The organism is Streptomyces viridosporus (assembly GCF_002078235.1).
GTDB lineage: Bacteria > Actinomycetota > Actinomycetes > Streptomycetales > Streptomycetaceae > Streptomyces > Streptomyces viridosporus.
In genome coordinates this window covers 23,990-35,683 of the sequence record NZ_MSGP01000291.1, presented here as the reverse complement: position 1 = coordinate 35,683, position 11,694 = coordinate 23,990, and the positions used below count along the sequence as shown (strand labels likewise).

Genomic DNA, 11,694 nt, shown 5'->3' with positions numbered 1-11,694 from the left:
GAGAGTAGGACGCCGCCGAACAATTCTTGATAAGGGTTGGACCCCGGACTTCGGTTCGGGGTCCAACCCTTTTTTGTTTACCGTCACTTGACGTTCACGTTGCGCAACGAGCATCCACTCCATGGGTACTGCTGCACTGCTCAGAGCTGCCGGCGTCGGCTTCGGTGACGAGGTCGTCGTACCGGCTTTCGGGAACGTGGAAGTCGCCGAAGCCGTGGTGATGGCGGGAGCGCTGCCGGTGTTCGCCGACATAGATCCGGCGTCGTACTGCCTCGAGCCGGCCGCCGTGGAGGCGGCCGTAACTCCCCGGACGGCGGCCGTGGTTGTCGTCCACCGCTTCGGCAGGCCCGCCGAGCTCGAGCGGTTGCACGCCCTCGGCCGACGGCACGGGCTGCTGGTGCTGGAGCACGGAGAGCCCGAGGCGCCGTACGAGGAGACAGCACGGCGCCGGGAGCGGGCGGCGTTCCTCGACGCGAAGTTGAGGGGGGTGCGGACGCCCGAGGGCGGCGTCGGGCACACCTATCGGCAGTACGTGGTGCGGGTGCCGGGGAACGGACGGCCCGACCGGGATGCCTTCGCACGGGCCATACGCGCCAAGGGCGTTGACTGCCGGGTGCCGGTGAAGACGCCTGTGCACCGCCTGCCCGAATTCCGGCGGTGCGTGTTCCTGCCCGAGACCGAGCGGGCCGCCGACGAGACGCTCGCGCTTCCGGTGGACGCCTCGCTGACCAAGCGGGACATGCAGCGCATCGCGTCCGCGTGCAATGCGCTGGGCGGGTTGCTGCAGCCGACCTCTTGAGCGTGGTTGGGAGCACGGGTCTGTTCAGGGTATGATCTATTCCGTTGCCGCGAGGGAAACCCCGCACACGGCAACAGGCCCCTATAGCTCAGTCGGCAGAGCGTCTCCATGGTAAGGAGAAGGTCAACGGTTCGATTCCGTTTTGGGGCTCTGGTGTGAGAGGTACCCGCCGCGAGGCGGGGTCCGATCGCATCGCAGCGGTGTAGCTCAGTCGGTAGAGCAAGCGGCTCATAATCGCTGTGTCACCGGTTCAAGTCCGGTCACCGCTACAGTCAGTAGCCGATTGCGGGGTCGGTCCTTCGATCGGCTACTCTTTCTGCGTTAAGGGGTCGGTCCTTCGATCGGCTACTCTTTCTGCGTTAAACAGTCCATCCGTTCGTCAAGGAGCACTCACGTGGCTGCCACCGACGTCCGCCCGAAGATCACGCTGGCCTGCGTGGAGTGCAAGGAGCGGAACTACATCACCAAGAAGAACCGGCGCAACAACCCGGATCGTCTTGAAATGAAGAAGCACTGCCCGCGTTGCAACGCGCACACCGCGCACCGCGAAACGCGATAAATCAGGCTCGCACACGAGGCCGTCCCCGCAGTCGGGGGGCGGCCTCGTGTCGTTTCCCTCACCGGTCGACCCGCGGCCGTCGTGTTCGCCGTAGGGTCATGACACCAGACACAGGAGGTGCCGCGCGCATGGCGCTCGACCAGTCCTTCGTGGGGCGGACCTACCCGCCCACCGAGCCCTACGAGGTGGGCCGGGAGAAGATCCGTGAGTTCGCCGAGGCGGTGGGGGACGCCAACCCGGCGTACACGGACGCGGAGGCCGCCAAGGCGCTCGGCCACCCCGATGTGATCGCCCCGCCGACCTTCGTGTTCGCGATCACCTTCAAGGCGGCCGGCCAGGTCATCGCCGACCCCCGGCTCGGCCTGGACTACAGCCGTGTGGTGCACGGCGACCAGAAGTTCGCCTACGTCCGTCCGGTGCGGGCCGGGGACCGGCTCACGGTCACCTCGACCATCGAGTCGGTCAAGTCGATGGCCGGCAACGACATACTGGACATCCGCGGCGAGGTGCACGACGAGGCCGGCGAGCACGTCGTGACCGCCTGGACCAAGCTGGTGGCCCGCGCGGCCGAGGAGGCGTGAGCAACACCATGACGGCGAAGATCTCCTACGCCGACGTCGAGGTCGGCACCGAGCTGCCCGCGCAGACGTTCCCCGTGACCCGGGCGACCCTCGTCCGGTACGCGGGCGCCTCCGGCGACTTCAACCCCATCCACTGGAACGAGAAGTTCGCCAGGGAGGTCGGTCTGCCCGACGTCATCGCGCACGGCATGTTCACCATGGCCGAGGCGATCCGCGTGGTGACCGACTGGACCGGGGATCCGGGCGCGGTCGTGGAGTACGGCGTCCGCTTCACCCGGCCGGTCGTCGTCCCGAACGACGAGCAGGGCGCCGTCATCGAGGTCAGCGGCAAGGTCGCGGCCAAGCTCGACGACAACACGGTCCGCGTGGACCTCACGGCGACCAGCGCCGGGCAGAAGGTGCTGGGGATGTCGCGGGCGGTCGTACGACTGGCCTGACGCGGGGCCGGAAGGAACGCGAGAAGACGAGAAGAAACGTGAGGGGTGTCCTCCGCCACCAGGGCGGAGGACACCCCTCACACCTTTCGGTCGGGCCCGTCCCTCCCGTCGAGGAGCGAGCGGGATCCTTCTTGACGTAGTTAGTGATTGAGTACTAACTTACTGGCATGGTCAGGATGAGCGCAGAGGAGAGGCGCGAGAGCGTCGTCCGCGCGGCGACCGCCGAGTTCGCGCGCGGCGGCTATCACGGCACGTCGACCGAGGCGATCGCGAAGCGGGTCGGCGTCTCGCAGCCGTATCTCTTCCGGCTCTTCCCGGGCAAGAAGGCCATCTTCCTGGCGGCGGCGGAGCGCTGCTCGCAGGACATCATCCGCATGTTCACGGAGGCCGCCGAGGGGCTGGAGGGCGAAGAGGCCCTGCACGCCATGGCGAACGCCTACACCAGGACCATCGCGGAACGGCCCGAACTGCTGATGATGCAGATGCAGATGTACCTCGCCGTGGCGGCCGCGGAGCAGGAGGGCGACCACGAGTTCGGCGCGTCGGTGCGCGCCGGCTGGCTGCGGCTGTGGGACACCGTCCACCTCGCGCTGGGGGCCGACGTCGGCGAGACGACGACCTTCATGGCGTACGGGATGCTCATCAACTGTGTGGCGGCCATGGGGTTCCCGCCGGAGCACCGCATCTGGGAGGGGCTCTCCCCGTCGGCGCGGTCCGAGCGCCCGTCGAAGGAGTGACGGACGAGGGCGGTGTGAGGCCGCCTTTTTTCGGCGCAGAAAAGTTAGTCATCAATAACTAACCAAAAGGACCATCTCCTGGGGGAGCGATGTCACAGCAGACCACCGGCCGCGGATCGGCCGCCTGGGCACTCGTCATCACCAGCGTCGCCGGATTCATGGCGGCCCTCGACAACCTCGTCGTCACCACCGCCCTGCCCTCCATCCGCGAGGACCTGGGCGGGGCGCTGCACGACCTCGAATGGACCGTGAGCGCCTACACGCTCACCTTCGCCGTCCTGCTGATGTTCGGCGCGGCCCTCGGCGACCGCTTCGGCCGCCGCCGGCTCTTCGTCGCCGGTCTGGCCGTCTTCACCGGGGCGTCCGCCGCCGCGGCCATGGCACCCGGCATCGACTCCCTCATCGCCGCCCGCGCGGTCCAGGGCGCCGGAGCCGCGGTCATGATGCCCCTCACCCTCACCCTGCTGACGGCCGCCGTGCCCGAGGCGCGGCGCGGGACGGCCTACGGCATCTGGGGCGCCGTCAACGGACTCGCCGTGGCCTCCGGACCACTCGTCGGCGGCAGTCTCACCGAACACATCTCCTGGCAGTGGATCTTCTGGCTGAACGTCCCGCTGGGCCTGCTCCTCATCCCGCTCGCGCGCCTGCGCCTCGCCGAGTCCCGCGGCACCGGAGCCCCGCTCGACCTGCCCGGCACCCTGCTCGCCAGCGGCGGCCTGTTCGGCATCGTCTACGGTCTGGTCCGCGGCCCCGTCGACGGCTGGACCGGCACCGTCGTCCTCACCGGCCTGCTCGCCGGGACGGCACTGCTCGTCGGCTTCGTCCACTACAGCATCCGCGCCAGGAACCCCATGCTGCCGATGCGGCTGTTCCGCTCCCGGGCCTTCTCCGGCATCAACGCGGCGAGCCTGCTGATGTTCCTCGGCATGTTCGGCTCGATCTTCCTGCTCAGCCAGTACATGCAGGGCGTGCTCGGCTACTCGCCCACCGAGGCCGGCCTGCGGATGCTGCCCTGGACCGGGATGCCGATGCTCGTCGCCCCGATCGCCGGCCTCCTCTCCGACCGCGTCGGCGGCCGTCCGGTCGTCGCCACCGGGCTCTTCCTGCAGGCCCTCGGCCTCGGCCACCTGGCCTGGGTGGCGACCGCCGAAGCCTCCTACACCGCCCAGCTGCCCGCCCTGGTCGTCAGCGGCGTCGGCATGGCCCTGTTCTTCGCCCCGGCCTCCAACCTGGTGATGTCCAGCGTCCGGCCGAAGGAGCAGGGCATCGCCTCCGGGGCCAACAACGCCCTGCGCGAGGTGGGCGGCGCCCTCGGCATCGCGATCATGGCGTCGATCTTCTCGGCCCGGGGCGGCTACGCGTCCGCCCAGTCGTTCGTCGACGGACTGCGGCCGGCCCTGGTCACGGGGGCCGCGGCGGTCGCCCTCGCGGGATGCGCCGTCCTGCTCGTACCGGCCCGCGGGCCCGCCCGCCCCGAGGGGCCGCCGGCCGCCCGCGCGGCCGAGCCGGTTCTGGAAAGCGCCTCCTGAACGTCTCCCGGACATCCCGGTCAGCCCGCCCGAAAGGAAGGAGCCCGGTCGTGCCGATCCTCCCCTGGACCGTCCCGAACACCCCGCCGCCCCACGCCGAGGTGCACGTCTTCGCCTCCCGCTTCGAGACCCGCACCCTCTGGGGAGCCCTGCGGTTCTTCTTCAAGACGCCCGGAGTGTGGTGGCAGGTGAGCAGGGCCCCCGGCGCGTACGGGGCGACCCTGAAGGCAGAGCCGCTGCGGCGGACCTTCTGGACCCTCTCCGCCTGGGAGTCCCCGCAGGCCCTCGGCGCCTTCGCCCGCTCCGGCCCGCACGCACCGACGGCCCGGCGCCTCGCCCGGCAGATGCGGGACGCGAAGTTCGCCCGCTGGACGGCGAAGAGCGAGGACCTCCCCGTCGACTGGTCCGAGGTCGCCCGACGCCTCACCTGACCGCACGTGCGCGTACGAGCCCCACCGCCCCCGCCGGCCGCAGCCGGCGGGGGCCTTAGTCTTGAGCGCGTGCAGGAACTCCACGACGCCCCCCTCGCCCCGCTGACCACCTTCCGGCTGGGCGGCCCCGCCACCCGGCTGGTCACCGCGACGACCGACGACGAGGTGATCGCCGTCGTCCGCGAGGCCGACGACAGCGGCACGCCCCTGCTGATCATCGGCGGCGGCTCCAACCTGGTCATCGGCGACAAGGGCTTCGACGGCACGGCACTCGTCATCGCCACCCGGGGGTTCGCCCTGGACGGCACGCGTCTGGAACTCGCGGCCGGGGAGGTGTGGACCGACGCCGTCGCCCGCACCGTGGAGGCGGGACTGGCCGGCATCGAGTGCCTGGCCGGCATCCCCGGCTCGGCGGGCGCGACCCCCATCCAGAACGTCGGCGCGTACGGGCAGGAGGTCTCCGCCACCCTCACCGAGGTCGTCGCCTACGACCGCCGGGCCCGCGAGACGGTCACCCTCACCAACGAGCAGTGCGCCTTCTCCTACCGCCACAGCCGCTTCAAGGCCGACCCCGAGCGCCACGTCGTCCTGCGCGTCCGCTTCGCGCTGGAGGACGCCGACGGCCTCTCCGGCCCCCTCCGGTACGCCGAGACGGCCCGCGCCCTCGGCGTCGAGCCGGGCGATCGGGTCCCCCTGTCCACGGCCCGCGAGACGGTCCTGAAGCTCCGTGCCGGAAAGGGCATGGTCCTGGACCCCGAGGACCACGACACCTGGTCGGCCGGCTCCTTCTTCACCAACCCGATCCTCACCGACGAGGAGTTCGCGGCCTTCCGCGCCCGCGTGGAGCAGCGCCTGGGCACCGGCGCCGAGCCTCCCGCGTACCCGGCGGGGGAGGGCCGCACCAAGACCTCCGCGGCCTGGCTGATCGACAAGGCGGGCTTCACCAAGGGGTACGGCGACGGTCCGGCCCGCATCTCCACCAAGCACACCCTCGCCCTCACCAACCGCGGTGACGCGACCACCGAGGACCTGCTGGCGCTCGCCCGCGAGGTCGTCGCCGGCGTGCGCGAGGCCTTCGGCGTCACGCTGGTCAACGAGCCGGTGACGGTGGGCGTGAGCCTCTGAGCGGGCTCACCCCGCCGGCGCCGCCAGCCACTCGTCCACACCCGCCAGCAGCTCCGCCTTCACGTCCGGCGGCGCCGCCGACCCCCGCACCGACTGCCGGGCCAGCTCCGCCAGCTCGGCGTCCGTGAAGCCGTGGTGGAGCCGCGCGATCTCGTACTGCGCCGCCAGCCGCGAGCCGAACAGCAGCGGGTCGTCCGCGCCCAGCGCCAACGGCACACCCGCCTCGAACAGCGTCCGCAGCGGCACGTCCTCCGGCTTGTCGTACACGCCCAGCGCCACGTTCGACGCCGGGCACACCTCGCACGTCACCTGGCGGTCCGCGAGCCGCTGCAGCAGCCACGGATCCTCCGCCGCCCGCACCCCGTGCCCGATCCGGTCCGCCTCCAGGTCGTCCAGGCAGTCCCGCACCGAAGCCGGCCCCGTCAGCTCCCCGCCGTGCGGCGCCGACAGCAGACCGCCCTCGCGCGCGATCGCGAACGCCCGGTCGAAGTCACGGGCCATCCCGCGCCGCTCGTCGTTGGACAGCCCGAACCCGACGACCCCCCGGTCCGCGTACCGCACCGCCAGCCGGGCCAGCGTGCGCGCGTCCAGCGGGTGCTTCATCCGGTTGGCGGCCACCAGCACCCGCATCCCGATCCCGGTGTCCCGCACCGCCGCGTCCACCGAGTCCAGGATGATCTCCAGCGCCGGGATCAGCCCGCCCAGCCGGGGTGCGTAGGACGTCGGGTCCACCTGGATCTCCAGCCAGCGCGAACCGTCCCGCAGCTCCTCCTCCGCGGCCTCCCGCACCAGCCGCCGGATGTCCTCCGGCTCCCGCAGGCACGAGCGCGCCGCGTCGTACAGCCGCTGGAAACGGAACCAGCCCCGCTCGTCCGTGGCCCGCAGTCTCGGCGGCTCCCCGCTGGTCAGCGCGTCGGTCAGCGCCTCGGGCAGGCGCACCCCGTACTTGTCGGCCAGTTCCAGCAGGGTGGCGGGCCGCATCGACCCGGTGAAGTGCAGGTGCAGATGGGCCTTCGGCAGCTCAGAGACATCACGTACACGCTCCATTCCTGGATCCTGCCGTACATCCCGGCCACCCCGGTAGCGGGTTCCCCTTTCGTGGTCTTGCTCGCACATATGAACAGGGGTGCCCGGGAGGAACCCGGGCACCCCTGTCGCGGACGAGTGCGGGCGGAACGTCAGTCCCGCGCCTCCGCCAGCAGCTTCTGGATCCGGCTCACGCCCTCGACCAGGTCCTCGTCGCCCAGCGCGTACGACAGCCGCAGGTACCCCGGCGTGCCGAACGCCTCACCGGGCACCACCGCGACCTCGGCCTCCTCCAGGATGAGCGCGGCCAGCTCCACGGAGTTCTGCGGCCGCTTGCCCCGGATCTCCTTGCCGATCAGCGCCTTCACGGACGGGTAGGCGTAGAAGGCGCCCTCGGGCTCCGGGCAGAGGACGCCGTCGATCTCGTTCAGCATCCGCACGATGGTCTTCCGGCGCCGGTCGAAGGCCTCCCGCATCTTCGCCACCGCGTCCAGGTCGCCGGAGACCGCGGCCAGCGCCGCCGCCTGCGCGACGTTCGACACGTTGGACGTGGCGTGCGACTGGAGGTTGGTCGCGGCCTTGACCACGTCCTTCGGGCCGATGAGCCACCCCACGCGCCAGCCGGTCATCGCGTACGTCTTCGCCACCCCGTTGACCACGATGCACTTGTCGCGCAGCTCGGGCAGGAGCGCCGGGAGCGAGGTGAACTCCGCGTCGCCGTAGACCAGGTGCTCGTAGATCTCGTCGGTCAGCACCCACAGCCCGTGCTCGACGGCCCAGCGGCCGATCGCCTCGGCGTCCTCGGCGCTGTAGACCGCGCCGGTCGGGTTGGAGGGCGAGACGAAGAGGACCACCTTCGTCCGCTCCGTGCGGGCGGCCTCGAGCTGCTCCACGCTCACGCGGTAGCCGGTCGTCTCGTCGGCGACGACCTCGACCGGGACACCGCCGGCCAGCCGGATCGACTCCGGGTACGTCGTCCAGTACGGCGCGGGCACGATGACCTCGTCGCCCGGGTCGAGGATCGCGGCGAAGGCCTCGTAGATGGCCTGCTTGCCGCCGTTGGTGACCAGGATCTGGGAGGGGTCCACCTCGTAGCCGGAGTCGCGCAGCGTCTTCGCGGCGATCGCGGCCTTCAGCTCGGGCAGACCGCCGGCCGGCGTGTAGCGGTGGAACTTGGGGTTCTTGCAGGCCTCGATCGCGGCTTCGACGATGTAGTCCGGCGTCGGGAAGTCGGGCTCACCGGCGCCGAAGCCGATCACCGGTCGCCCGGCGGCCTTGAGGGCCTTGGCCTTGGCGTCCACGGCGAGGGTGGCGGACTCGGAGATCGCGCCGACCCGGGCGGAGACCCGGCGGTCGGTGGGAGGGGTTGCAGCGCTCATGGACCCATCGTTCCAGACCGGAAACACATGTGACACGGGGGTTTCACCGACTGAACAGGATCGGGCAAACCCCTGAACACCAGTCCGGATCGACCCGCCGGGGAGCCACTGGTCAGGGCGATCTTCCGCCGGTCTCCCGCCGATCTTCCGGTGGCGGGACCCCCCGCGGCCACTTTCTGTTCGACGCCCGGCCCAGGACCACGTACACTCTCACCTCGTTGGCCTTCAACGGCCCGTGTTCATCCGGTGCACACCGAGCACTCGGCGGGATGCGGTACGTTGGGGGACGCACAAAGGGTCGTAGCTCAATTGGTAGAGCACTGGTCTCCAAAACCAGCGGTTGGGGGTTCGAGTCCCTCCGGCCCTGCTACACACACCTTCGCCAGGATGTGTGCGCATGTACGTACAGCAATGCACCGCCGTGCGGCTCAGACCGGGCGCGGCACGGCCACGACCCGGAATCAGGTGAGGACGAGTGACGGACGCCGTGGGCTCCATCGACATGCCTGATGCCCAGGACGAGGCGCCGGACTCCAAGAAGAAGAACCGCAAAGGCGGCAAGCGTGCCAAGAAGGGCCCGCTGAAGCGCCTCGCGCTCTTCTACCGCCAGATCGTGGCGGAGCTCCGCAAGGTCGTCTGGCCCACCCGCAACCAGCTGACGTCGTACACGACGGCCGTGATCATCTTCGTGGTCATCATGATCGGCCTGGTCACCCTGATCGACTATGGTCTCGGTCACGCCGCCAAGTACGTCTTCGGCTGAGCCGGGAGCGAAGAGCGCCGAGGCACCCGGCGCTCCTTTCGCATGTTCCACCCCTATGTATCCAGGAAGAAGCAGCCACCGTGTCTGACCCGAACGTGAACGACGCCGTTGAGCCTCGCGACGAGGGGGCCGAGTCCGCCGAGGACGCGCTCGACGCCGTCGCGGGCGAGGACATCGAGGACACCGAGGCCTCCGCCGAGGCCGAGGCTGCCGACACCGCGGACGAGTCCGCCGAGGCCGAGGACGCCGCCGAGGGCGAGGAAGCGGCCGAGGAGGACGACCGCGACCCGGTCGAGAAGCTCCGCGAGGAACTGCGGACGCTGCCCGGCGAGTGGTACGTCATCCACACGTACGCCGGATACGAGAACCGGGTGAAGACCAACCTGGAGCAGCGCGCCGTCTCGCTGAACGTCGAGGAGTACATCTTCCAGGCCGAGGTGCCGCAGGAAGAGGTCGTCCAGATCAAGAACGGCGACCGCAAGACGATCAAGCAGAACAAGCTCCCGGGCTACGTCCTGGTCCGCATGGACCTGACGAACGAGTCCTGGGGCGTCGTCCGCAACACCCCCGGTGTCACCGGCTTCGTGGGCAACGCCTACGACCCGTACCCGCTGACGCTGGACGAGATCGTCAAGATGCTCGCCCCGGAGGCCGAGGAGAAGGCCGCCCGCGAGGCCGCCGAGGCCGAGGGCAAGCCGGCTCCGCAGCGCAAGGTCGAGGTCCAGGTGCTGGACTTCGAGGTCGGCGACTCGGTCACCGTCACCGACGGCCCGTTCGCCACGCTCCAGGCGACCATCAACGAGATCAACCCCGACTCCAAGAAGGTCAAGGGCCTGGTGGAGATCTTCGGTCGCGAGACGCCGGTCGAGCTCTCCTTCGACCAGATCCAGAAGAACTGACCCTTCGGGCCGGATCCTCTGGACCCACGCTTCCGCGCAGGTCAGGCGAGCGCTCGCGCGTCCGTCTGACCTGCTCGGTTTTTGGCCGCACATTCATACCCGCTATCGTTGTGCGGTATGCCTGCGTCCGGGTTGTCCCCATGACGCGGGCAGGACCCGAATCGAAAGGACCCGGAGAGCCATGCCTCCCAAGAAGAAGAAGGTCACGGGGCTCATCAAGCTCCAGATCCAGGCCGGTGCCGCCAACCCGGCTCCGCCGGTCGGCCCCGCGCTGGGCCAGCACGGCGTCAACATCATGGAGTTCTGCAAGGCCTACAACGCCGCGACCGAGTCGCAGCGCGGTTGGGTCATCCCGGTGGAGATCACGGTCTACGAGGACCGTTCCTTCACCTTCATCACCAAGACCCCCCCGGCCGCCAAGATGATCCTCAAGGCCGCGGGCGTGGAGAAGGGCTCCGGCGAGCCGCACAAGACCAAGGTCGCGAAGATCACCCGCGACCAGGTCCGCGAGATCGCCACCACCAAGCTGCCCGACCTCAACGCCAACGACCTGGACGCCGCCGAGAAGATCATCGCCGGCACCGCCCGTTCCATGGGCGTCACGGTCGAGGGCTGACCTCCACCCGCAAGCCAAGCAGAAGTGTGGAAGGGCCTGCTCGGCCCGGACCACGACTCCTCGACAATCCACAGGAGCTTTTAGTGAGCAAGCGCAGCAAGTCTCTCCGCGCTGCGGACGCCAAGATCGACCGGGAGAAGCTGTACGCCCCGCTCGAGGCCGTCCGTCTGGCCAAGGAGACCTCCACGACCAAGTTCGACGGCACCGTCGAGGTCGCCTTCCGCCTGGGTGTCGACCCGCGCAAGGCCGACCAGATGGTCCGTGGCACCGTGAACCTCCCGCACGGCACCGGCAAGACCGCCCGGGTCCTGGTCTTCGCGACCGGTGACCGTGCCGAGGCCGCGCGTGCCGCGGGCGCCGACATCGTCGGCGCCGACGAGCTGATCGACGAGGTGTCGAAGGGCCGTCTGGACTTCGACGCCGTCGTCGCCACCCCCGACCTCATGGGCAAGGTCGGCCGCCTCGGCCGCGTGCTCGGTCCCCGTGGTCTGATGCCGAACCCCAAGACCGGCACCGTGACCCCGGACGTCGCCAAGGCCGTCAACGACATCAAGGGCGGCAAGATCGAGTTCCGCGTCGACAAGCACTCGAACCTGCACTTCATCATCGGCAAGACGTCGTTCGACGACACCAAGCTGGTGGAGAACTACGGCGCCGCGCTGGAGGAGATCCTCCGTCTGAAGCCGTCCGCCGCCAAGGGCCGCTACATCAAGAAGGCCGCCATCACCACCACGATGGGCCCCGGCATCCCGCTCGACCCGAACCGCACCCGCAACCTCCTCGTCGAGGAGGACCCGGCCGCGGTCTGAGCCG

14 protein-coding genes and 3 tRNA genes are annotated in these 11,694 nt (G+C 69.9%); 15 read left to right on the top strand and 2 right to left on the bottom strand.

Translation table 11 applies throughout. The annotated features are described in order from the left end of the window. Positions 1-121 precede the first annotated feature (121 nt). From B7L92_RS20920 to B7L92_RS20875, 10 genes are all read left to right on the top strand, one after another. Positions 122-799, top strand: a complete 678-nt coding sequence (locus B7L92_RS20920; protein ID WP_016824418.1) for a DegT/DnrJ/EryC1/StrS family aminotransferase — start codon at positions 122-124, stop codon at positions 797-799. 77 nt (positions 800-876) lie between these two features. Continuing rightward, positions 877-949, top strand: a tRNA-Thr gene (locus B7L92_RS20915). A gap of 46 nt (positions 950-995) precedes the next feature. Then, positions 996-1,068: transfer RNA gene (locus tag B7L92_RS20910), tRNA-Met, on the top strand. A gap of 125 nt (positions 1,069-1,193) precedes the next feature. Further along, complete coding sequence (gene rpmG, locus B7L92_RS20905; protein ID WP_003948671.1) at positions 1,194-1,358, top strand: 50S ribosomal protein L33; 165 nt, start codon at positions 1,194-1,196, stop codon at positions 1,356-1,358. Positions 1,359-1,486: 128 nt separating this feature from the next. After that, entirely contained in the window at positions 1,487-1,939 is a 453-nt protein-coding gene (locus tag B7L92_RS20900) for a MaoC family dehydratase N-terminal domain-containing protein (RefSeq protein WP_081239024.1), read from the top strand. 8 nt (positions 1,940-1,947) lie between these two features. Then, on the top strand, positions 1,948-2,376 hold the full coding sequence (locus tag B7L92_RS20895; protein WP_004984569.1) for a MaoC family dehydratase: 429 nt from the start codon (positions 1,948-1,950) through the stop codon (positions 2,374-2,376). Between the two features lie 167 nt (positions 2,377-2,543). Beyond that, positions 2,544-3,113: a TetR/AcrR family transcriptional regulator gene (locus B7L92_RS20890; protein ID WP_174703994.1), complete on the top strand. Its 570-nt coding sequence runs from the start codon at positions 2,544-2,546 to the stop codon at positions 3,111-3,113. A gap of 89 nt (positions 3,114-3,202) precedes the next feature. Further along, entirely contained in the window at positions 3,203-4,642 is a 1,440-nt protein-coding gene (locus tag B7L92_RS20885; RefSeq protein ID WP_081239023.1) for an MFS transporter, read from the top strand. A 50-nt stretch (positions 4,643-4,692) separates the two neighbouring features. Further along, entirely contained in the window at positions 4,693-5,073 is a 381-nt protein-coding gene (locus B7L92_RS20880; RefSeq protein WP_081239022.1) for a DUF3291 domain-containing protein, read from the top strand. Positions 5,074-5,142: 69 nt separating this feature from the next. Next, a complete protein-coding gene (locus B7L92_RS20875) occupies positions 5,143-6,198 on the top strand; it encodes a UDP-N-acetylmuramate dehydrogenase (RefSeq protein WP_081239021.1) in 1,056 nt (351 codons plus the stop codon). 6 nt (positions 6,199-6,204) lie between these two features. Here B7L92_RS20875 and B7L92_RS20870 read toward each other — a convergent pair whose 3' ends face one another. Together B7L92_RS20870 and B7L92_RS20865 are read right to left on the bottom strand one after the other, a co-directional pair. Beyond that, on the bottom strand, positions 6,205-7,245 hold the full coding sequence (locus B7L92_RS20870; RefSeq protein ID WP_081239020.1) for an adenosine deaminase: 1,041 nt from the start codon (positions 7,243-7,245) through the stop codon (positions 6,205-6,207). A gap of 131 nt (positions 7,246-7,376) precedes the next feature. Continuing rightward, positions 7,377-8,603: a pyridoxal phosphate-dependent aminotransferase gene (locus B7L92_RS20865; protein WP_004984561.1), complete on the bottom strand. Its 1,227-nt coding sequence runs from the start codon at positions 8,601-8,603 to the stop codon at positions 7,377-7,379. Positions 8,604-8,897: 294 nt separating this feature from the next. On the opposite strand from B7L92_RS20865, the gene B7L92_RS20860 reads away from it, so the two are divergent. The 5 genes from B7L92_RS20860 to rplA all read left to right on the top strand — a co-directional run bounded on the left by B7L92_RS20860 (position 8,898) and on the right by rplA (position 11,690). Continuing rightward, positions 8,898-8,970: transfer RNA gene (locus B7L92_RS20860), tRNA-Trp, on the top strand. Positions 8,971-9,078: 108 nt separating this feature from the next. Beyond that, positions 9,079-9,366: a preprotein translocase subunit SecE gene (gene secE, locus B7L92_RS20855; protein ID WP_081239019.1), complete on the top strand. Its 288-nt coding sequence runs from the start codon at positions 9,079-9,081 to the stop codon at positions 9,364-9,366. A gap of 80 nt (positions 9,367-9,446) precedes the next feature. Further along, complete coding sequence (nusG, locus tag B7L92_RS20850; RefSeq protein ID WP_081239018.1) at positions 9,447-10,265, top strand: transcription termination/antitermination protein NusG; 819 nt, start codon at positions 9,447-9,449, stop codon at positions 10,263-10,265. Between the two features lie 181 nt (positions 10,266-10,446). Further along, positions 10,447-10,881 carry a 50S ribosomal protein L11 gene (gene rplK, locus B7L92_RS20845; protein ID WP_004984556.1) on the top strand — a complete coding sequence of 145 codons (435 nt, stop codon included), beginning with the start codon at positions 10,447-10,449 and terminating at the stop codon, positions 10,879-10,881. An 83-nt stretch (positions 10,882-10,964) separates the two neighbouring features. Further along, entirely contained in the window at positions 10,965-11,690 is a 726-nt protein-coding gene (gene rplA, locus B7L92_RS20840; protein ID WP_004984555.1) for a 50S ribosomal protein L1, read from the top strand. Positions 11,691-11,694 lie beyond the last annotated feature (4 nt).